At 53.5% G+C, this 21,735-nt stretch carries 21 protein-coding genes and 1 pseudogene; 8 read left to right on the top strand and 14 right to left on the bottom strand.

Features of this window, described 5'->3' with window-relative positions:
* The first annotated feature begins 2 nt into the window (after positions 1-2).
* Genes virB9 through C2U47_RS23460 form a run of 7 tightly spaced genes read left to right on the top strand, consistent with a single transcriptional unit; the run spans position 3 to position 9,741 of the window.
* Positions 3-836: a P-type conjugative transfer protein VirB9 gene (gene virB9, locus C2U47_RS22730; protein ID WP_011191323.1), complete on the top strand. Its 834-nt coding sequence runs from the start codon at positions 3-5 to the stop codon at positions 834-836.
* Positions 836-2,050 carry a type IV secretion system protein VirB10 gene (gene virB10, locus C2U47_RS22725; protein ID WP_011191322.1) on the top strand — a complete coding sequence of 405 codons (1,215 nt, stop codon included), beginning with the start codon at positions 836-838 and terminating at the stop codon, positions 2,048-2,050. The genes virB9 and virB10 overlap by 1 nt, the downstream gene beginning before the upstream one ends.
* Positions 2,028-3,056 (top strand): P-type DNA transfer ATPase VirB11, encoded by a 1,029-nt coding sequence (gene virB11, locus C2U47_RS22720; RefSeq protein WP_064185295.1) that lies wholly within the window; start codon positions 2,028-2,030, stop codon positions 3,054-3,056. Before virB10 ends, virB11 begins: the two co-directional genes overlap by 23 nt.
* Positions 3,022-4,947 (top strand): type IV secretory system conjugative DNA transfer family protein, encoded by a 1,926-nt coding sequence (locus C2U47_RS22715; RefSeq protein ID WP_011191320.1) that lies wholly within the window; start codon positions 3,022-3,024, stop codon positions 4,945-4,947. The genes virB11 and C2U47_RS22715 overlap by 35 nt, the downstream gene beginning before the upstream one ends.
* 12 nt (positions 4,948-4,959) lie before the next feature.
* Positions 4,960-7,908 carry an LPD7 domain-containing protein gene (locus C2U47_RS22710; protein WP_103261989.1) on the top strand — a complete coding sequence of 983 codons (2,949 nt, stop codon included), beginning with the start codon at positions 4,960-4,962 and terminating at the stop codon, positions 7,906-7,908.
* Positions 7,898-8,044 (top strand): hypothetical protein, encoded by a 147-nt coding sequence (locus tag C2U47_RS22705; protein ID WP_011191318.1) that lies wholly within the window; start codon positions 7,898-7,900, stop codon positions 8,042-8,044. The genes C2U47_RS22710 and C2U47_RS22705 overlap by 11 nt, the downstream gene beginning before the upstream one ends.
* A 2-nt stretch (positions 8,045-8,046) precedes the next feature.
* Positions 8,047-9,741, top strand: a complete 1,695-nt coding sequence (locus C2U47_RS23460) for an ArdC family protein (protein ID WP_011191317.1) — start codon at positions 8,047-8,049, stop codon at positions 9,739-9,741.
* Positions 9,742-9,779: 38 nt separating this feature from the next.
* Here the strand turns inward: C2U47_RS23460 and C2U47_RS22695 are convergent, their stop codons facing one another.
* Together C2U47_RS22695 and C2U47_RS22690 are read right to left on the bottom strand one after the other, a co-directional pair.
* Positions 9,780-10,775, bottom strand: a complete 996-nt coding sequence (locus C2U47_RS22695) for a relaxase/mobilization nuclease domain-containing protein (RefSeq protein WP_011191316.1) — start codon at positions 10,773-10,775, stop codon at positions 9,780-9,782.
* Positions 10,768-11,298: a plasmid mobilization protein gene (locus tag C2U47_RS22690; protein WP_011191315.1), complete on the bottom strand. Its 531-nt coding sequence runs from the start codon at positions 11,296-11,298 to the stop codon at positions 10,768-10,770. The genes C2U47_RS22695 and C2U47_RS22690 overlap by 8 nt, the downstream gene beginning before the upstream one ends.
* A 288-nt stretch (positions 11,299-11,586) precedes the next feature.
* Here C2U47_RS22690 and C2U47_RS22685 point away from each other — a divergent pair.
* Positions 11,587-12,317: pseudogene (locus C2U47_RS22685) on the top strand (SprT-like domain-containing protein).
* A gap of 125 nt (positions 12,318-12,442) precedes the next feature.
* On the opposite strand, the gene C2U47_RS22680 reads toward C2U47_RS22685, so the two are convergent.
* The 12 genes from C2U47_RS22680 to C2U47_RS22625 form a co-directional block, all read right to left on the bottom strand.
* Complete coding sequence (locus C2U47_RS22680) at positions 12,443-12,670, bottom strand: hypothetical protein (RefSeq protein WP_012477884.1); 228 nt, start codon at positions 12,668-12,670, stop codon at positions 12,443-12,445.
* Positions 12,671-12,672: 2 nt separating this feature from the next.
* Entirely contained in the window at positions 12,673-13,974 is a 1,302-nt protein-coding gene (locus C2U47_RS23455; protein WP_233735902.1) for a ParB/RepB/Spo0J family partition protein, read from the bottom strand.
* Positions 13,971-14,723: a ParA family protein gene (locus C2U47_RS22670; protein ID WP_011191311.1), complete on the bottom strand. Its 753-nt coding sequence runs from the start codon at positions 14,721-14,723 to the stop codon at positions 13,971-13,973. Before C2U47_RS22670 ends, C2U47_RS23455 begins: the two co-directional genes overlap by 4 nt.
* A gap of 4 nt (positions 14,724-14,727) precedes the next feature.
* The gene (locus C2U47_RS22665; protein ID WP_012477883.1) at positions 14,728-15,039 is read right to left on the bottom strand and encodes a TrfB-related DNA-binding protein; all 312 of its coding nucleotides are present in this window, start codon (positions 15,037-15,039) and stop codon (positions 14,728-14,730) included.
* An 80-nt stretch (positions 15,040-15,119) separates the two neighbouring features.
* Positions 15,120-16,187, bottom strand: a complete 1,068-nt coding sequence (locus C2U47_RS22660) for a DNA-binding protein (protein WP_011191309.1) — start codon at positions 16,185-16,187, stop codon at positions 15,120-15,122.
* Between the two features lie 129 nt (positions 16,188-16,316).
* Entirely contained in the window at positions 16,317-17,384 is a 1,068-nt protein-coding gene (locus C2U47_RS22655) for a phosphoribosyltransferase (RefSeq protein ID WP_011191308.1), read from the bottom strand.
* Between the two features lie 4 nt (positions 17,385-17,388).
* A complete protein-coding gene (locus tag C2U47_RS23150; RefSeq protein WP_011191307.1) occupies positions 17,389-17,685 on the bottom strand; it encodes a hypothetical protein in 297 nt (98 codons plus the stop codon).
* Positions 17,686-17,730: 45 nt separating this feature from the next.
* Positions 17,731-17,886: a hypothetical protein gene (locus C2U47_RS23145; RefSeq protein ID WP_011191306.1), complete on the bottom strand. Its 156-nt coding sequence runs from the start codon at positions 17,884-17,886 to the stop codon at positions 17,731-17,733.
* Positions 17,887-18,013: 127 nt separating this feature from the next.
* A complete protein-coding gene (locus C2U47_RS22645) occupies positions 18,014-18,439 on the bottom strand; it encodes an antirestriction protein (protein ID WP_011191305.1) in 426 nt (141 codons plus the stop codon).
* A 110-nt stretch (positions 18,440-18,549) separates the two neighbouring features.
* A complete protein-coding gene (locus tag C2U47_RS22640; protein WP_011191304.1) occupies positions 18,550-18,828 on the bottom strand; it encodes a hypothetical protein in 279 nt (92 codons plus the stop codon).
* 594 nt (positions 18,829-19,422) lie between these two features.
* Positions 19,423-20,802, bottom strand: a complete 1,380-nt coding sequence (locus tag C2U47_RS22630) for a hypothetical protein (RefSeq protein ID WP_011191303.1) — start codon at positions 20,800-20,802, stop codon at positions 19,423-19,425.
* A gap of 172 nt (positions 20,803-20,974) precedes the next feature.
* Positions 20,975-21,271 carry a HigA family addiction module antitoxin gene (locus tag C2U47_RS22625; protein WP_012477889.1) on the bottom strand — a complete coding sequence of 99 codons (297 nt, stop codon included), beginning with the start codon at positions 21,269-21,271 and terminating at the stop codon, positions 20,975-20,977.
* Positions 21,272-21,735 lie beyond the last annotated feature (464 nt).

The following is a 21,735-nucleotide window of genomic DNA, read 5'->3' as shown; positions in this document are numbered from 1 at the left end:
TCATGCAAAAGAAGATGAAAGCCCTTCCTTTGGCGTTGCTTCTGGCCAGCTTGGCCGGTTCTGCCCTGGCGGTGGAAATCCCAGCCGGTGGCATCTATGACAAGCGGGTGAAATATATCAATTACAACCCCGCCCAGGTGACAAAAGTAATTGGCCATTATGGCTTTTCTACTCATGTGCAATTTGGTGCAAATGAAGTAATCGCCAATATTGCCATCGGTGATAAAGAGGCTTGGGATGTTGCCCCGGTAGAAAATCACCTCTTTATTAAGCCTCTCGGTGAAATGGCCGAAACAAACATGACCGTTATCACCAACGTTCGGGTTTATAACTTTGAGCTGACCGCCCATGAATCCAAGAACGGCGCTCACCCCATCCCGAACGATATGTTTTTCCAAGTCAATTTCCGTTACCCGGATGAAGAATTGGCCAAGGCAAAAGCAGAGGCAGAAGCCGCCAGACTGAAGGCCAGAATGAGCCAGAACGACGCGCCGAAAGCGACGAACTGGAACTATTGGGCCAAGGGTAGCCAAGATGTGTCGCCAATCAGTGCGTTTGATGATGGCCGCTTTACTTATCTGAAATACCCAGGCAACCGCGAAATGCCAGCAATCTATATCGTTAACCCGGACGGTTCTGAAAGCCTGGTAAATACAACGGTTGATTCCAAACACCCTGACACAATTATTGTCCAGAAAATTGCGCGGCAATTTACATTGCGAATCGGCAACCGTGTTGCATGTATTTTCAATGAAAATTATGACCCGGATGGAATCGCCAATAAGACAGGGACAACAGCCCCAGGAGTTGAGCGCGTGATTAAGGGAGGCCAGTAATGTCAGACCAGAACGAAAAAAATCTACCGGTCGAAGAAGTCGGCGGGGATGAAGTTGATCGCGGTATGCCCAGCATATCGAAGAAAAAACGCCAGCCAGGCAGCGGCGGCGTGATGCAAAAAATCGTCGTGGCCGTTATCGGTATCTTCGTGGTTCTCGCCCTGGTAGCTGTAAACGGCGGCTTTAGCAGTGGCAAGAAGGATGAAGACAAGCCGAAAACTGGCAAGGGGTCAAACTCCGAGGTGGTGAACCGGCTCGGCCCTGCGCCGTCTTTGCCTGCACCGCCACCGCCGCCGAAAGCGCCGGAGGAAGATAAGCCAGCCACCGCCACAGTGGTAAGAACTGGTGACGTTGCACCGCCGCCCCCATCTTCTGCAATGGAGCGCCCAAGAGGGAACAACGGCAAGCAAGAGCCGACCCCTCAAGAGCGCAAGCGTAACCCTTCTTTGCTGGCGTTTGGCAATATGTCAAAGCCTCCCAAGCAAGGGGCTGATGATGGCCAAGGCGGCGCGGCCTACCAGGCTACAGCGGCGGGCGGTGATGGCTCCCTGGCTGAGAGTGACACCGCAGACGGGTTAGGCGCTCGACTGAAGGGGACAACGGTACAGGGCACCCGTGCGGGCCTCCTGCGTGATCGCTCTTTCTTTATCACGCAAGGTACTTTCCTTGATTGCGCCTTGGAAACTGCTCTTTCAAGCGACGTACCAGGTATGACCGCTTGCCGCCTTACCAGGGACGTTTACAGCACCGATAGCAAGGTTTTGTTGCTGGAACGTGGTTCTAAAGTTGTTGGCCAATACCAAGGCGGGCTGAAACGTGGCCAAGCACGGATCTTTGTGCTCTGGACTCGCGTTGAAACACCGAACGGCGTCATTGTGAACATCGACAGCCCCGGCACCGATGCGCTCGGTCGCAGTGGCCTGGATGGCTTTGTTGATACCCACTTTTGGGAACGCTTCGGCGGGGCTGTCATGTTGAGCCTGATAGATGACGTTGGCACGTTCGTAGCGAACAAGGCCAGCGGCGACGGCAACAACAATCAGGTTCAATTCGGCAGCACAGCAGATGCAGCAACCCAGGCGGCAGGTATCGCGCTGGAAAACTCGATCAACATTCCGCCAACACTGCTAAAAAACCAAGGCGACCACATCAATATTTTCGTGGCCAGGGATCTTGATTTCAGGGGGGTATATGACCTCAAGCCCGCATATTAAGGGCGTCGCACTGATGGAGAATCTTCGGATTCTCCATCCTTATTTGAACCGCGACGGCGTTACAGAAATCGTCATTAATCAACCAGGTGAGGTTATTACAGAAAGCCGCTCTGGCTGGGAACGCTTTGACGTACCCGAGTTGAATTTCAACCTTTGCCAGGACATAGCCAAACTTACCGCCACGTTTTCCGGTCAGTCTCTCGATGAACGGAAGCCGATAATCTCGGCCACCCTACCAGAGGGGGAACGTGTTCAAATTGTCGTGCCTCCGGTAACACTGTCTGGCCGTGTCAGCCTGACAATCCGAAAGCCACCTACATTTAACCCCACGCTGGATGATTACGAGAAAAGCGGGGCGTTTGACCAGGTAATTGATTATTCATCTGACCTTAGCGAAGTTGAACGAACTCTTTTAGAACTCAAGCAAGGCCGGAAGTTTAAGGCGTTTTTTGAGCTGGCGATCAAGTCTCGCCTAAACATCATTGTGTCAGGCTCAACCGGTAGCGGTAAGACTACGTTTATGCGCTCCCTGCTTCAGCTTGTGCCTGATGATGAACGCCTGATTAGCATCGAGAACGTGGATGAATTGGGGCTCTATAAGACACACTGGAACACCGTTCCGCTGTTCTATTCAGCCGGTGGGCAAGGGGTATCTGAAGTTAGTCAGCAACACCTGTTGGAAAGCTCATTGCGCATGAAGCCAGACCGGATTTTTGTGGCTGAGTTGATCCGGGGGGATGAAGCCTTTTACTACCTGAGAAACGTCAACTCTGGCCACCCTGGATCGATTACCTCCATGCACGCCAACAGCGCCAGAATGGCTATAGAACAACTGGTTTTGTTCTTGAAGGAAAGCCAAAGCGGCAGCTCGATGAATAGAGAGGATATTAAGCAACTTCTCTTTATGTGCGTCGATATTATCGTGCAGATTAAAAACATTCGCGGGAAACGGGTAATAACGGAGATTTACTATGACCCAGAATTCAAACGGACACAAATGGCGTAAATACGCCATTTTATTTGGCGTCCCTCTTTTCATATTGGCTTGGGTTTGGCTGGCTGGCGCAATTTTTATGGCTGGCAATGGTCTGAACGCCAAGGAAGCAACCCCGTTGACCCTTTACCAATATTGGTACTATTACGGGGACATTAAAAAAACTCAAGCATGGATAACCGGGGCGGCCTTTGGCTCCCTGCTTATTTTGCTCCTGCCAGTATTCCTTTACTTCATGCCAAAGAAAGAAAGCCTCTTTGGCGATGCCAGGTGGGCAACTGAAAAAGAAATAAAGGATTCCGGTCTTTATTCTGAAGATGGGATTATTGTTGGCGTCAAAACTGCTTTTTTCGGCCTGATAAAAAAATATCTTATTTTCGGCGGAGCTCAACATGTCTTAATGGCGGCCCCGACCCGTTCCGGTAAAGGTGTGAGTATTGTTATCCCCAATCTTTTGAGCTGGAAAGATAGCGTTGTTGTGCTGGATATAAAGCAAGAAAACTGGGATATAACTTCAGGTTTTCGCGCCAAACATGGCCAAGAGTGCTATTTGCTGAACCTAGCTCCCCGAGATTATCGCTCGCACCGTTGGAATCCACTTTTTTATATCTCTGATGACCCGAATTTCCGCATCAACGATATACAGAAAATCGGTCAGATGCTTTTCCCGAAAGTCGAGAATGAAGCGCCTATTTGGCAATCCTCCGCTCGTAGCCTTTGGCTGGGCCTGGTGCTTTACCTTATCGAGACTGAGGAACTGCCGGTTACGATGGGCGAGGCTCTGCGTCAGCTCACTATGGGCGATGAACGTCTGGCCGAAATCGTAGAGCAGCGGCAAGAGTCTGATAACCCCTTATCAGATGAATGCTATCTAGCACTGAAAGAGTACCTGGACACCCCGGACAAGACTCGCGGCTCCGTTCGTAAAGGTTTCACGGCCTCCCTGGAGCTGTTTTATAACCCGGTGATCGATGCAGCAACCAGTGGCAATGATTTTGACCTGCGCGACCTGCGCAAACGCCGTATGTCGGTTTATGTAGGGATTACCCCGGATGACCTGGATCGCCTGGCACCGTTGATTAATCTCTTTTTCCAGCAGGTAATCGATCTCAATACCCGTGAGCTGCCCGAGCAAAATCCAGACCTGAAACATAGCTGTTTGCTGCTTATGGATGAATTTACCGCTATGGGCAAGGTTGGCATTCTGTCAAAAGGTATTAGTTATATTGCAGGTTATGGCCTGCGTATGCTGCCAATTATCCAATCACCGGCACAGTTGCGTGAAACATATGGGGCTGATGCGGCGGAAACATTCATTGATAACCACGCCTTGCAAATTGTTTTTGCTCCAAAAAACATCAAGGTAGCAAAGGAAATATCCGACAGCCTGGGCACCAAGACAGTAAAAAACAAATCACGTAGTCGGCAACTCACCGGGAAAACAAGCCGTTCTGAGAATGCCAGCGATACAGGCCGCGCCCTGCTTATGCCTCAAGAGGTTAAGCAGATTGGCCAAAAGGCTGAAATATTGTTGTTGGAAAACTGCCCTCCTATTAAGTGCAGCAAAATAACTTGGTACGCCGACCAGACTTTCAACGAGCGCGGCAACGGTCGTGATGGGGTTAAATTCCCCTCGCCTGCCGTTCCCCTGGTTGACCCTAACAACAGGCCGAAAGGTGAGGTTTCATTCCACTCCAACAAAATTGAAGACGCTGAAACTTCAGAAAAAACTGTTGTGGAGCGGGATATTACCGTTGCTGACATTGAGAACATCGACAATTTGAACCTTGACGATTTTTCTTGTGACTTCTCCAAGATTGAAATCCCTGAAGGCTCAATATCTGATGATGCAATGGACGACCTTGTAAGCCAGTTTTTTAATGGCTTGGCTGAAGCGGCATAAGGAATAATTGAAATGGCAAATATTGCACAGGAAAAAACATATCTGGCCATTCCTTTTGAAGAACGGAAAGACGCTTTTCGAGCTGCGGGCAAACTGCCAGACGGCAAGAACGCTTTGGGGCTGGATGAAGATAGCAAACTCTGGTTTGCCAATCCTGGTGCGGATCTCGACAAGCTGAAAAAGTGGATACCGGACACCACTCGCCGGGCCGAACAAGGCGAAACAGATCCGGTCATTGAGTTTGGCCAGGCACTTGAAGACGCCGGTTTCATCCTCGATGGCGAACCACAGATGGACGGCAAGAAACACCGGGTTAGCACTGTAGACGACAGAGGCGGCCAGAAGTCGGGCGTTTATGTCGGATACCTGGACGGTGTACCGGCTGGCTGGTATCAAGATCACCGCATCCATAGCGAACCGCAGAAGTGGAAGGCTACCGGCAATCGTATTGATCCCGAAGCACAAGCGCACCTGAAGGCAGTAGCGGCACAGCGCAAGATAGAACGCGACCAGGCACAGGCAAGACAGTACGACCACAACGCCCACAGAAGCCAGCAAGCGGCCAGCCTAATGCCCGACGCCAACGGCCAAGAGCAATACTTGGTCAATAAGGGGGTGAAGGCTTTCCCTGGCGTGAAAACTGATAAGCGCGGGCGCGTTGTAATTCCGCTTCAGAATGAAAAGGATGAAGTAAGAACCCTGCAACGCATTAGCGGAAATGGCTTTAAATCCCTAAAGAAGAATGGCCAGAAATCAGGGAGTTATTTTGTTGTTGGCGGCGAGCTAAAAAATGGCGACCCGATTCTATACGCTGAAGGCTATTCAACATCGGCAACTATCAGTGAAGCCACCGGGCGGCCTGTTGTGATGACTGTTGACGCTGGAAATATGCCGACAGTTGCCGCAAAGCTATTGGAAAAATACCCAGATAGCCAGCATGTTTTTTTGGCAGACGATGACCGTAAAAACACAGCAAACAAGGGTAAGGAAAAAGCCGAGCAAGCAGCCACCATAACAAATGGCATTGCTCAAACCCCTATTTTCAATAATCAAGAGATTGAAAAAGGCTTTTCGGATTTTAATGACCTTGGCCAGTCAAGAGGGCTTGAGGTTGTACGGGAACAAGTTGAAGCAACTCTTAATAAGGTGGCGACCGTGGATAAAGTAGAAGAAAACACCGGGCCGGTAATTACGGATAAATTCGAGCGTGAAATTGATACCGCCCTGTCTAATTCAGAAGACAATCAAAAACTCGGTATTCTGCGTGATGACCAAGGACGTTTTTGGGACGGGCAAGAATTTGGCGACCTGGAAGACGCCAAGCGTTATGAACCAGTGGAAGCCCTGAAAGTGGCTGTCCATGTTTCCCGTCAATACGAATCAGAGTTAGAGGGAAGCCATATTTATATTCGCGCCGTTGAACAAGACGAGCCAAGCGATAGCGACGGGGTTCACGTTGTAAACACTGACCAGGCTATGAACTGGCCACACCTTGAAGCCGCTTATAAGAGAGGGTTCGGCTTGAATCTGGATCGTGATGAAGCCCTGGCCATAACGGCCCGTTCGCCTGCTGCCGCCCTGGACAACCAAGAACAAGCCGCCGCCCCTGCTGCTGCCCTGGACAACCAGGAACAAGCCGCCGCCCCTGCTGCTACCCTGGACAACCAGGAGCCCGAAGAAAACGCCGTGGAGCCATTTATTGAGCGGAAAATAGAAACGGCTGACGCTGACGTTAGGGCATGGCTGACCAACAGCCGTCAACCCATAGGTGAGCTGATCGAGGAAGACGAGCGGAAGGCTCAACATAGACCACAAGCGGAAGGTGAATTTTCATCTGAACCAAGCCAGACACCGAAGGGCCAAGCCTCAAACTCTGACTTTGAAGCGACCACGTTCAAACCGATTGTTCCTGAGAAGGTCGCAAAGTCTTATATCGAGGTAGACGGCAAATATTACTTTGGCAATCGGCCTGATTCGCTGGCTTTCGTCGATAAAGGGGCCAAGTTGCAAACCAAGCTGTCGAGCGAGCAAGTAGCGGCCTCAATGGTCGATATTGCTGAAGCTCGGGGCTGGACTGAATTACAGCTCTCCGGTACTGAAGATTTCAGACGGGCCGCCTGGCTTGAGGCCGCATCACGGGGCTTGGCTTCTAGGGGTTACAAACCGAAAGAGGAAGACTTGGCCAGGCTCAAAAAGCTGACCAATGACCGGACTTCAAACGAGATTGAGCCCAGGGAACAAGCTGACGTTGTACCGCCAGCAGCCAAGGGCAAAGAACAGCCGACGAACCAAGATAAGCAACAAGGCCAGCAGGCGGCCCAATCTCCCCAGATGGCCAAAGCGGCAGCCGCAACAGCGACCGCTGATAAGCAACAGCCTGAAGCGGCGGCCCCAGCTCAAGAAGTTAACCGGCTCGCGGGTAAGCTGGTTGAGCATGGTAAAGCCCCTTATGAGCACAACCCCGACAATAACGGGAGTTACTTTGTCACCCTTGAGAATGCAGACGGCCAACAAAGCACAACTTGGGGTGTGGGCCTAGAAAAGGCGATTGAAGAATCCCAGGCCGAAGCTGGCCAGCATGTCGAGCTGGAAAACTTGGGACGCAAACCGGTACAAGTTGAAAAGCAGATCAAGGATGAAAAGGGTAATGTTACCGGCACCAAAACGGTTAACTCGTATCGCAACGAATGGGCTGTTAAGGCCGAAGCAATCCGCGATTCTTCCCGTGACGCTAAAGAGTTGGTCAAGGAGCACCCGGACTTAATCAACGAAATCACGGCGGTTAAGCTCGCTGAAAAATTCGCGGCGGCAAATTTGAGCGCAGTCGATCAAGCCCGTTTCATGGAGCGAGTTCGCGGCCAGGTAGCGGATAACGTATCGACCGGTCAGCAAGCCCCTGAGCTGAAGATTAGGGAAGAAACAACCATCGAACGCACGAAGGAGACAGAGAATGAACGATAAATTACTGAAGCTGAATCAGCCCGGTCAGATTGTCGAACTGACCAAACAAGAGGCTGAAGAATTGGGCGCTTTCGAGGAAAGCGCCCTTTCCGAACAAGACGCCCTCGATGCGATTGAAACAGAACAGGAGGCGTAAACATGGCCAAGGGTAAAGAGTCGAGCGGAGAGAAAAAGCCCTATTACGAGCTGATTGCTGAAACACTTATCAAGCAGCTCGAAGAAGGCACCGCGCCGTGGCAAAAACCCTGGGAACCGGGCACCTCTATGGTGCCCCATAACCCTGTGAGCGGTACAAAATACCGGGGCGGCAACGCCCTATGGTTGACCATGCAAGGTAGGTCAGATCCGCGCTGGATGACCTACAAGCAGGCGCAAAGCGTCAATGCCCAGGTGAAACGAGGTGAAAGCGGTACGCTGATCCAGTATTTCAAGTTCCAAGACCAAGTGCCCAAGTTAGACGCCAGCGGAAAACCTGAGATTGATAGCGACGGCAAAAAGAAGATGATCACCGTCCAACTGGATAAGCCTAAAGTCTTCTCGGCTGTTGTCTTCAACGGTGAGCAGATCCAAGGACTCCCCCCAATTGAGACAGAAAAGAAAGATCCCGCATGGAATAGACACGAACGGGCGGAAGCCATTCTAACCAATGCCGGTATCCCCATTTCACACGATCAAGCTGATAACGCTTTTTACCTCCCTGGCAAAGATGAAATCCACTTACCAGGGCGCGACCAGTTCGCCACCGCTGATAGGTACTATGCAACAGCTCTGCATGAACTTGGCCACGCAACCGGCCATGCCAGCCGCTTGAATAGGGACTTATCCGGGCGCTTTGGCTCGGAGTCCTACGCAAAGGAAGAATTACGCGCTGAGATCGGTTCCCTGCTGATAGGGGATGAATTAGAGATCGGGCATGACCCTGGCCAACACGCTGCCTATGTCAAAAGCTGGGTAAAAGTGCTGAAGGAAGACCCCAAGGAAATTTTGCGAGCAGCTAGAGACGCTGAAGCGATCAAAGATTGGGTTATTGCCAGGGAACGGGAAAGCACCCTAACCGGCGACAACGCCAGACCTCCCCAAACGCAACAAGAAGATCAGGCGGTATCCCTGGCTGAAACCCGCAAGCTGATGGAGATTGTAGCGAACCAGAACAAAGGGGCCACCCTGGGGGATTCTGCTTCCCTCGCCCTGAAAGCATTGGGGCTCAACGAAACCAAACAGGTGATCGATGTTATCTCTACACTCAATGACCTGGTGAAACACCCCGCCTTAGCTCAACAGGTGAAAAAGGCTGAAGCTGAGTTAGCACTATTGAAACCCCAGCACCAGGAGCAACACCAGGAGCCCAAGGCAACTGAATCAGCGGCAACGGATAACAAGCCCCAGACTGAGGCTTTCAGTGAAACTCGCAAGCTGATGGAGATTGTAGCGAACCAGAACAAAGGGGCGGCCCTGGGGGAATCTGCGGCTGTTGCTTTGGAAGGATTGGCCCGTAATCAACCTGACCAGGCAAACGATGTTATCTCTAATTTGAGTGACCTACAGAAACACCCAGCATTAGCCAAGCAGATTGAGAAGGCCAAGGCCGAACAGGAAGCGATTAGAGCCACGCAAGGGGCTGACCAAGGGCAACGCATTGACCCTATCAGCAAATTGCCTCTGGCGCTTGCTGAGAAGCTATCTAGTCGGTTTGCGAATGAGGAAGATAGGGCAAAATTCCTTGAAAAGGTTCAAGCCCGACTTTCTGACGCTCCCCAGCCTGAAATCAAGATCCGGGAGGCCGTGGCAACAAGCAAAGAGCCCAAGGCACAAGCGGAAGATATGGAACGCTAAATACCTGAAAACAAAAACCGGCCAACAGGCCGGTTTTTTTATCTCTCGTCTTCGTCCCTCTCTGATTTTGCCTTGCCCTGCCCTACGTCCTGGGCTTTCTGTTGGGGCTTCATCTGCTCGGCCAGCTTGGCGGCTATCTCATGCCGTTCTGTTGCCAGTGGTGGCATAGACGAAACAAAGCCAACTATCTTGCTCGCCAGTTCCCTATCTTCGGCATCGCCTTGGTTCAGGTCTTTGGCCGCCGACAACCAGGATTTTCTAACCTCCTGCTGTCGCTGCTGGATCTTGTCTTCCCACGGTTTCGCCTTCGGCGGCTTGCCTGCCTGCTTATCTTTGAACTCGGAAACGATCTCTTTGACCTTAGCCTTATCGACCTCCGGGATCTCGCCCCGACTCCGAATATTCTTGATGACCTGGGAGACGGCTTTTTTAACTACGCCTCTCGGTGCCCTGGGTGTGGCTTCAGCATCAATGCCGCGCCGTTGAAGCTGCTCCGCGAACCCTTCGCGCCACTTCTGCGGATCACCCTTCTTGATGTGGAGACGGCGGCCATCATGCCCTAGCGTTTTAATGGTCAGATGCACATGCGGGTGATCAACGTCAGTATGCAGGGCAAAAACATACTGGTAGTTATCCCCGAACTGCCCCTTAGCAAAATCCCGGGCCGAGTCTCGGACAGCTTTCGGATCAGTTCCCTTTGGCATGGACAGCACCAGGTTAGCGGTATCCCTGGTATTGGCTCGGCGTTTCCCGCCGTCTTGCGTCCATTCCTTGTGAACCTCCTTTACCGCTGCCTTTCCCTTGATAACTTCTCCCCGCTCGTTCTCAAGCTCTAGCTTTCCGTTTCGGCTGATATAGTCCAGGTGAGCTTTTACGTGCTCGGCCCCTTTGGCCGCGCCAGATACCTTAACCATCACCTCGGAGGCTTTATCCGTGACTCGCTTAACTCGGCCTTTCAGATCGCCGGTCTTATTGGCCTTGGTCTTGACCTTCCCCTCTAGCAACCCGGCTAGAGTGTCATAGCCCTTATTCATCGATCCCCCACTTGTTTAAGTTGCGTTGAAGCAAACCGGCGACTTCCTCGCGGTGGGAATCGATCTTTTCAGATAGAGCTAGAACCGCCTGGCGGTTGAGCTTATCCGACTCTCTAAACTCGGTGTTCAGTACCTTGGCGATCTGGTTCAGGTTCCGGCCTATTGCCGCCAACTCCCTGTTTGACGTTCGCAGTGCTTGGATCTCGCTCTCGGTAAGAACCGGCTCGCGGTTCAGGTTGGCCATTGCAACAGCCGTTAGCCACGCCGTCCGACTGGTGAACCCTTCGGCCTTCGCTCGCTTCGTGATGCGCTTCATGTCTCTGGTGTTCAACCTGATATTGAGCTGATCCGTCTTGGTTTCCTTCAGCCCCTTATGGTCAAGGGCAACACTGCCCGCCGTAACCTTCTCGATCATTAGGCCCAGCATGTCGGATTCAGATACGCCCTGAGCGTGGCAGAAAGCCTGCCAGGCTTCTTTTTGCTCCTTAGTGACGCGCCTTTCGATCCGATAGCTCTTTGCCATTAACGACCTCTTTAAACATGGGGGGGCAGGGGGGGACAGGTGCAATTTTAGCACAAGCGGCGGCAGACGCTAGCAAATTGCGAATCCTGCCCTAGTTCTAACCCCCCATGTTTTTTCGTACGTACGAAATTTTTCGGTTTTGCAGTGGCTTTTGGCCTTCGGCCAGGCTCACCAGGTCGCGGGGCTCCCTGGCTCGTCGGCTTCCCCTAACTTTGGATTGTGCAATCCAAAAGGCTGCCGCATAATGGTTATAGATTGTGCAATCCAATACACGGAGCAGGGCACTAGATGAAACCAACATTGCAGGCTTACGACGAACTACAGCGGGCATATGATCACTTTAACAACGAGCTGTTTGATGGTGTCCTGCCCGATTGCCTGATCACCCTCCAACGAGAAAAACAAACCTATGGCTATTTCAGCCCGGAGAGGTTCGTTAACTCCCAAGGAACCCGGACGGACGAAATCGCCATGAATCCGGCTTACTTCGCCGTATGCCCCCCGAAGAAATTATGCAAACGCTTTGCCACGAAATGTGCCACCTATGGCAGCACCATTTCGGCAAGCCTGGGCGGCGTGGCTATCACAACAAGGAATGGGCCGACTTCATGGAAGCTATCGGACTAATGCCAAGCAGCACCGGCGCACCTGGTGGAGCACGAACCGGCGACAAGATGGCGGATTATGCCATTGAGGGCGGGCGCTTCTTGGAAGCATATGAAAGCCTGATGACGGATGACTATCGGATCAGTTGGATGGATCGCTTCCCCAGTCGTGAAAAGCTGATGGCAGCAATCGCCAACGGCACCACCGATGAAATGGCCGGGGATCTTTCTATCATGGGGCTGGCTGGGATCTCTGTTGAGGATGGAGAAATCACATTTGAGCCAGGGGAGCGCCCGAATAAGTCGAATCGGGAAAAATATACTTGCCCGCTCTGCCAGGCGAACATTTGGGGCAAGCCTGGCCTAAACGTCCTATGCGGAGACTGTGACACGGCTTTTGAGGCCGCTAACTGACGCGCTTCGCTTGTCGGCCCTCGGTTCGTGGTGAACAGACTTCGCTAGTTCACCACGCCCCAAGGGCTAGATTAAACGCCAAAAGTAAGGGGGCCGATTTTGGCCCCCTTGTTCGTTCTGTGACTTCAGTTGTTCCCGCCATTTGCCAGCTTGCGCCAGGCGGCTAACGTCGCCTGGTAAAAGCTGCGGCCTATTCTCGACGGCACCGCCAGCACAAGCACGGCCACCGTTGCAATAATGGCCAGCCAGGCCAACAGGGTTTGACTGTCCTTCAGCAATGGATAGGCCGCGAACAACAACAGCACTCCAACGGCAACAGCAGCGGCAAAGTAGGTTTTCGCTTTTGCCGTCATGGTCAGCCCTCGATAACAGCAACAAGCTGAACTTGGTTCAGATCAACTTCGATTTCTTCCCCGTCGTCGTCGTACTTCAGCCAGCCCAAACCATATGCAGCGCGGCGACTGGACAACAGGCGAGCCGGTCGCTCGTCATAGCGCACCTGAATGATCGGCTTCTTGATTTTGCCTTGTTGCTCGTCAGCGTTCAGCAGGGCATTAGCCGCCGCATCCGGCCCGCCCCCGCCAATCGGGGCACCGTCGATGGTCAACGGCTGTTGCTTGTCCTTATCGCCTTCACCTGGCCAGCCTGTGCCGCCTTGGTCGTCACTGTCCGGCTCCTTGTCGCCGCCTGCACCTGGCCAGCCTGCGCCGCCCTGGTCGTCACTGTCCGGCTCTTTGTCGCCGCCTGCACCTGGCCAGCCTGCGCCGCCCTGGTCGTCACTGTCCGGCTCTTTGTCGCCGCCTGCACCTGGCCAGCCTGCGCCGCCCTGGTCGTCACTGTCCGGCTCTTTGTCGCCGTCTGCACCTGGCAAGCCTGCGCCGCCCTGGTCGTCACTGTCCGGCTCCGTGCTCGGGTTCTTCAGGTCATTACAGAAGCGGCGAACGTCTGCCGTTGTCAGTTCGTCCCCATCCTCGGCAACCATGCTTTCGATGCAATAGGTTTCCACCTCGTCGGGGTAGTTCTTGAATGAACGATGCAGGATAGCCAAGGCTTGAACGGACACGCATCGGCCCGAGTCGTACAGCTCACGAATGCAATCCGGCAACTCGAAAAAGCTGATATGGTCAGACACGAACGAAGCGGGCTTACCCAGCTTTCCGGCAATCTCTGATTTCTTGTCTCCGTTGTCGATTTGACGCTGGATGAAGTGGGCCATTTCGAGGGCCGTCAGCCCCTCCCGTTGAATGTTATCGACGGCGTTATCGTACTCGTCGGCGTCAGAGTCGATAAACGCCGGGACGGTATCAAGGCCCGCTTCCTGTGCGGCCAGGTAACGCCGATAACCGGCGTTAATCATAAACTCGCCTTCAAGCTCCGGGTGAGGCTTCAGGCTAAGGGGGTTTTTCACCCCCCGTTGTTTGCCTGTTACCTTACTGACCGCCTTCATAGAGTCAGCCAGTTCGGTGATTTTTGCCGGGTCTACTCGCTGGCGACTGTTGTTAGGGTCTGGATGGATTTTGCTGATCGGTACTTCACGAATCAGCAGGTTGTTATTCTCTGGTTCCGCCGCCTCTACTGGCGCGGCACCAGGCCCGCCCATCAGGTCGGACAGGTTGAACGAATCCAGCCCGCTGAGGTCTGCCCCTTTACCACTCATTCAGCCACCCCCATTTTTTCAAAGATAATGCTAAAGGCTTCCTGGAACTCTTTAGCTGCCTCCCGTGCTGCGGTTTTCTTCAGATGCCAGACCGGCTTACCTTCAGAAAGCGCCTCGGGAATAGATGAACGGATGCCAATCTTGGCGGCAATCAGCAGGTGAGCATATTTGCTCAACAGTTGCTTGAGCGTTTCCCGTTGGGCTTCGCTGCGCGGATTGAAGCGGTTGGGGAGCATACCCAGGAAATTAAGATCCGGGTTCCACTTGTTCTTTACCCCGAAGACGGTTTTTAGCATCTTCTCGATCCCGTCGATTGAGTATTCTTCCAGCTCGATAGGGGAAAGCACGTAGTTGGCCACAATCAGGGCGGCAGTCATGCGAAGGCCCAAAGTCGGCGGGGTGTCGATGATGCAAAAATCAAACTCGCTGGCCAGCGTGGCCACCTGCTTTTTAAAGTTGGCTAGGACGGCAGGATCAGCCCGTTCCATATCAGCCATCAGGGGATCGGCCTCGATTAGGGTAATAGCGTCTCCCGCCGCCAGACTGAAAGGCTCGACGCCAAAAAGAGCACTAGCGGCCAATGCTACAGGGCTCCCGGATACGGTAAGGGTCTTCGTCGCGTTCGCTTGCGGATCAAGGTCAACAAAGACGACACGCATACCCTTTTCGCGCAACGCCATAGCCAGATGAACCGCTGTAGTGGACTTGCCAACGCCACCTTTTTGATTCGATACAGTAACAATTTTCATATGCTCAACCCTTTGGTTTATTAGCCTGTTTATATGCCTCATCCTCGATGGCCTTAACTATTGGGGCCATATCGACCGGCACACATACCGAAACACGTACCCAGCCCGCCGGAGGGGTGCCGTGCTTTTCGTGCGCTTGGCGCACCTTCCTAACCAAAGCCGCTACCGCCGAACGGCTTAGGCCGGACTCTTTCACTAAATCAACCTGCCGCCGCCCCTGCACCAGGATTGCCCTGGCGATCTCAACATTCTTGGCAGCCAAGCGGCGGGGAAGGTGTTTTAGTGCTGATTCAAATTCCTCGTTGGTCAGCGCCATGACCTTCACCCTATCACAGGCGGCCATTTTGGCCGCCGTTTAAAGATAACACTTTATCTGTTTACGTCAATAGATAGGGGTTACTCTTTGGTGTCGGCTGCGTCTTTTTTCTGTTGGCGTTTCGCTGTTGGCTTAGTCAACTTGTCGATCTCCTGGTTGGCTGCCTTCAGGCTTGCGGTGAGCGTGGCCCGTTCTTCCTTCAGCGCCTCGATGCTGCCCTGGTTGTCCTGGTTGGCCTTGGCCAGCTTGCCGATCTCCTGGTTGGCTGCCTTCAGGCTTGCGGTGAGCGTGGCCCGTTCTTCCTTCAGCGCCTCGATGCTGCCCTGATTGTCCTGGTTGGCCTTGGCCAGCTTGTCGATCTCCTGGTTGGCCGCCTTCAGGTTCGCGGTGAGCGTGGCCCGTTCTTCCTTCAGCGCCTCGATGCTGCCCTGGTTGTCCTGGTTGGCCTTGGCCAGCTTGTCGATCTCCTGGTTGGCTGCCTTCAGGTTCGCGGTGAGCGTGGCCCGTTCTTCCTTCAGCGCCTCGATGCTGCCCTGGTTGTCCTGGTTGGCTTTGGCCAGCTTGTCGATCTCCTGGTTGGCCGCCTTCAGGTTCGCGGTGAGCGTGGCATTATCAGAGGTAAACGACTCGATAGACTGGCGACAAACGGCGAGTTCCTGAGTCAGCCGCTCAACCTCTGAAGCCAAGCCGATTGCCTTCTGCTCGATAGTGATCTTTTCAGAGAGGGCGGCCCGAGTCTCGGCCTCCTTTTCGCTCACAGCAACACGACAGCGATCTAGTTCACTTTCCAGGCGGGCCACTTCGTCCAGGGCTTCATCACGCTCCTGATCTGCCATAGCCACATGCTCGGCGGCATGAGCTTTAACCGCTTCAATATCAGCAGCAGCCAATTTACTAGCCACCTGCCACAACTCGGCAGCCACACGATCAAACCCGGCTTTCAGCTCCCCCGGCAGCTCAATTACAACAATGTCCGATTGCTCTTGAGAGGCCCGCCACTCACGCATAACCGGCGAGATATGAGACAAAGAGCCGCCGCCCATGCGCTCGCGCACCTGCTCATTTGTTGGCTTTGCTACCCCTTCAGATCGAAGTGATTCAGCAGCTCGGACGATCTTTTCTTTCATTTCAGGCTTAATCATGGTCATGGCTTCGGCTCCCTGTATTGTATGTATTGTATTTTAATACAATACATACAATACATACAATACAACGGAGTGAAAAACGAACAAAAAAAACCCGGCGCAATGGCCGGGGTCGGTGACAGGGTAGCGGCTTCACCGCTCTAGATCGTCTTCATGGTTCCGGGGCTTGGGCTCTACAGCCTCGGCAATCTTCGGGGTTGGGTTATCCTTCCCGAGGGCCAGGTTATCAGCGAGTCGCGCCCTTACTGAGTCAACGAATCGCCCCCGTTCTGCATCGTCTTGAATTTTTACCTGGGCGAACTTATCCGCGACAGCGTACACGCTTGCGGCATCCTGGATCGCCTTATCGCCGGGATACTTCTTCAGAAGCTCTTGGTTTGATAGCTGCCTGAAGTCTTCGGCCTTCGCCTGTTCTGGCGTTAACTCTTGCTTTCCTGGGCGTTCAGGCGCTTCAGCTCCGCTTTTGCCCATTCCCCAGCCTGCCGCATCTCTTGCCGCAGTGATTCGATCTCTGATGGCGTCAACTGATAATGCTTTTCTGAGGTGTCCGGCTTCGCCTTGGGTGAGTTGTTCGATTCCATAGCCAAATGTAGACCTCCAATATTCATCCATTGCCTTGCCGTGCTTCTGCTCAATTGCTGCCAACATTTGAGGCTTAACAGGCATATCAACCGATCCGGGGTGAGCGGTCATTACAGCGGCCCCTAAGACCTTGCCGCCTCTGTTCTCAATGTAGCCCCTCAAGCTGGCCAGGGTGCCGCCCATCGCCAGCGTATCATCGACAATCAGATAAGGCTGGTCACGCTCGACCTCCCCGACAAAAGCCGGGTTAATGGCCAGCCGATGATCAGCATTTGAGTTTGTACGACCGACCTTTTCCGCTTGGACAATGCTGTATTCAACCTCAAGCCCTAGACGGTCAGCGAGCACATGCGCGGCCATTAACGGGATCTTGTTGTTTCCCCCTGACTCAACAGCCAGGACAGGCACAACCTTGGGTTTCTGGTCGCCTATCATGGCCTTCACTGAATCGACCGTCTCCGGTTTCATCAAACGCCTGGCAATGGCCAAGGCGGCGGCAGGGTCGCCATGTTTGGCGGCTTCGTATTCAGGTTCTTTAGAGAGATCCTTTAGATCGCCGTTCCTCACTACTGCCGGGAAGTCTCCCCAGGGAGCACGTTCGGCCTTATGTTCGGTCATGGTTTCAATCCCGGTCAGCGTCCCATATAGCCCCGAAACCTGCCAGGTGGGCCAAGATAGACCAAGCACCATAAGCAATAGGGCTAGGGTTGGTTTTGCTCACCCAACGTCTGAAGGTTCGGGTTCCCTTTCCGCTGCCCCTCTCACCAGGCAAACCAACTAGATCAGCAACATCAACACCACTGAGCGGCTTACTAAGCCCTTTTCGTTGCCTAATCAGCTCCAACACCTCTTTGATTTCATCGACTGTTGGAGCCTGCCAATCTTCAGCAAACGGCCTAAGCGTTTCAGGTCTAATCATGCAATAAATCCTCAAATAGCCCCGGACAATGCCGGGGCTTTTTCATCAATGGGAAACGGTCGCGGCGGCCTCCCGATACGCCTTCAGTTCAACCAAGAGCAAGCCAAGCTCCCGCATCTTCATGCGTGGCATATGAACGGGGCGGCGGGCCGTCAGAGCGTCGCCAATGTGTTTTGCAAGTGATACAATATCCGTATTCATCGCGTTTATCCTCAAATTGACCGGTGAAAGCCCCTGTGATTGGTTGCAGCCATACCAGGGGCACCATTTCTTTTTCTACCTATGCACCTCCTTTAAGAGCCCCGGCCATCACCGGGGCTTTCTGTTGCTAGTCTATTGCGGCCAAGATGGCCTCTTTTTCGTCATGCTCACAAGCCCAATCCCGCAAGCTGTGATACAGCCTTGAAAACCGCTCCTGGTCAGCGCCTTCCGTGTGAAATGACAGATGGCTATAGAGGTAGAGGCAAGCGGTAATCCCGGCAGCATCGGCGCTCATTTGGCCACTAAAGTAGTTCATAGCCTCGATGTTCAGCATTTCATCACGACGCCCAGGAGCCATATAAAAGCCGCCGTTCGACAGCTCCCACATAAGCCAATAAGCCCCGCGATACTCGCGGCAGAGCCCTTTCATTTGCTGGTAAAGCATCGACTCGAACACCACATAGAAGCGGCCTACATGGCGAGGCATTGCAGCCATACGGCGAGGGGTGGCGACCAGGGAGCAGATCAGGGGATTAAGTTCTGTTTGCATCATCGGAGTTCTCCGGTATTGACCGTGGCGGGTGCCCGGCCTTCTGAGATAAATAATAGGCCATTTTGGCCTATTGTGTCAAGCGGGTACAATAAAAAATAGGCCAAATCGGCCTACTTTTTTTCGCTCCAACTGAGCCACATTTTATTCAGCTCCAGGCTGCGGGCTGGCCAATCTGGCAGATTCACCGCATGGGCGCGGTAGTTGATCCGAGTATTCAGAGTGCAACGGGGAAAGGGGTTGGCCACCTTGCAGTAACGATAAAACAGACCGACGAGACGAGCACCGTAACGATCACGCTCCCAGGTCAAAACGTTGTGCATATGCTCGCGGCGTTCGCGTATCCATTCTCGATAGAGTTGGTGAAAGGTGCGGTTAGCTGTGTGGATCATCGGAGTTCTCCGGTATTGACCGTGGCGGGTGCCCGGTCTTCTTGATTAAGATTATAGGCCAAAATGGCCTACCTTGGCAATAAAAAGCGCGCTCTACGTTAAAAAAATCACGTAGTCACGGGGGATTGCTGCCAAGATTTCGCATAGCGTCGCCTGATTTCGTACGTACGAAATGGGCCACCTGGTCGAGCTGCTGCCGGTGCCTGGTGAGTTGGCCACCTGGTTGATTTCCTTCTGGCGTCCAGATCTGAACTTGGCCACCTGGTCGAGCTGCTGCCGGTGCCTGGTGAGTTGGCCACCTGATTGATTTCCTTCTGGCGTCCAGATCTGAACTTGGCTACCTGGTCGAACTGCTGCCGGTGCCTGGTGAGTTGGCCACCTGGTTGAGCTGCTGCCGGTGCCTGGTGAGTTGGCCACCTGGTTGATTTCCTTCTGGCGTCCAGATCTGAACTTGGCTACCTGGTCGAACTGCTGCCGGTGCCTGGTGAGTTGGCCACCTGGTTGAGCTGCTACCGGTGCCTGGTGAGTTGGCCACCTGGTTGATTTCCTTCTGGCGTCCAGATCTGAACTTGGCCACCTGTTTGAAATAGCCATCTAAACGGCTTTACACCTAGCAGCCTGTAGAGCGGGGGCTGAGGCTTCGCCATTAGTAATAGGGGAGGGACTTGTCTCACTGTTTTGTTGAGGTGAAGGCTTGCCCAGGCGATACCATTTAGCCCGGCTCATGCCCATTGCCTCCCAGGGCTTTTGCCTGCTCAATGAGTTGGCTTCATAGGCTTCACGCTCAAGCTGGCCAGCGGCACGGCGACGTTCTTCATCACGCAGTCTATCGCGCTCTCTGCGGCGCTTCTGAGCCTCGTCAGTGCTGATAATCGTCTTCAGTTGCTCTTGTTCTTGCTGTGAGATCTGGAATAGGTTGATCAGCGTGTCGTTTTTGGGCGTGTATAGCGGTGCAAACGACTTTCCGCCGAACTCGACACGTTCCCCAGCCTCATAGGATTTCGCCTTGCTGTAGAGCGTCATAAGCTCTTTGGAGCGGTAAGACCAACGAGTATCCAGCTCGGAGGAAAGAGCGGCGGCCTCATGGTACATCTGGGCGCTGTTTGTCGCCCCAGAGAGAAGGAGAAAGTTAAGACGCCAGAAAAGATGCCTCATTCGCTCGCCTTCGTTGATTCCGCCTCTGAGCTGGCCCAACTTGCGTAGGTCTTCCAGTCTGTCCCAGGCCAGTTGACGACCGCTGAAGGTGCGCAGGTTCCCGACCTTGCCACCATTAACGACCGTCAGCCTGGCTTGCTGCCGTTCCGCCTTTTGCTTCTCGATGTCCCAGCGAGCCACCGGCAACAGCATTTCAGCCAGATACTCGAAGTTGTAGCGAATGGGTAAGCCCCCTTCTTCCAGTACGTGAACCACACGGCACACGGCCCCGCTCTTTGAATTCACGGTATTGACCAGGCGAAGCACTCGGCTTGCATCCTTTGCCCCTGGATCAGCGCCCAGCTCGGCCAGCTTGTTGATTAGATGGGTTTGGCAAGCATTCCAGCGGGGCAGGGCTTGGCGAGGTACTGGCCTTTCCAGTAGCCATTTAGCCTGAATGCCACGCCCTGAATAGACCATGATGGATGGCTGCGGTATGCCTTCAGACTGGCAAAAGTACGTGATGGCCGCCGCCAGTTCTTCAGGCTTGCGACCTTGAGCCCAGGGCATCTTGTAGGTATCGAGATCAGCGAATAACAAACCAATCCGAAGGAGGTTCACGACTCGCCTGTTTGGCCGCATAAACTCGGCCTGTGATAGCCAGGTATCAAGACGATGATCAACAGCATTAAGGACTGTTGGCATCTGCTCAAGAGGGAAAGAGGATTGACGTTTGCCGGTTGGCCATTGCACCAGGAGCGAGAAAAAGCCCCTTGCGCTTGTGTCGTGATATGTTTCTGCCTCGTTCTGACCGAACAAGGACAACTGAGCTTGCGCCATTATTGATGCACCCCTAACTTGCCAAGGGGTACACTCCCGCTATAATAGGAGGTGCAACCCTTAGCCTTATCCAGGCTCCGGCACCTCGGTTGCCGCCAAGCTCACCGAAAGTGCCACCAAATTTAGACCCCGGTAAACCGCCCGCCAAGTTGGTTTCCGGGGTTTTCCCTTTCTATGCCGCTAACGGCCTCACCTGTCCTAGACGACTACGCAACGCCTCGTCATTCTCTGCGTCCCATAGATCCACGGCACTTTGCAGCCCTAGCCAGTATTCCGGCTCTGTTCGTGTAGCTGCTGCCAGGATAAACGCGCTATCGACTGTAACAGGCACTCGCCCGCGACATAGCTGATTAACGTGCTTTCTTGTCCATCCGGTATGGGTGGCCAAGTCTGTTTGAGTGATTCCGTACGGGGCCAAGAATTCCCTTTCAAGTATCTGGCCAGGTGTGGCCGGTCGTGATTGGTTCATGTAATAAGCCCTCATCAGAATGATGTGTTTTGAAGTGTAACCTAGTTGGTAAACTTCAACAATAGATCAGGCCCGCCCTGTAATAGGGGAGGGACTTGTCTCACAACATTGAGGCGATCACCTGGTTGAGCTGCTGCCGGTGCCTGGTGAGTTGGCCACCTGGTCGAGCTGCCGCCTGTAATAGGGGAGGGACTTGTCTCACCGCATCGAGGCGATCACCTGGTTGAGCTGCTGCCGGTGCCTGGTGCGTTGGCCACCTGGTCGAGCTGCCGCCTGTAATAGGGGAGGGACTTGTCTCACCGCATCGAGGCGATCACCTGGTCGAGCTGCCGCCTGTAATAGGGGGGGACTTGTCTCACCGCATCGAGGCGATCACCTGGTTGAGCTGTTGATTTACTTCTGGCGTCCAGATCTGAACTTAGCAACAGCCATCACCAACACAACATCTTGTGCGCCGGCAGCTG

Source organism: Aeromonas sp. ASNIH7 (assembly GCF_002903485.1).
Lineage (GTDB): Bacteria > Pseudomonadota > Gammaproteobacteria > Enterobacterales > Aeromonadaceae > Aeromonas > Aeromonas caviae.
This window is presented reverse-complemented; position numbering and strand designations above follow the sequence as displayed.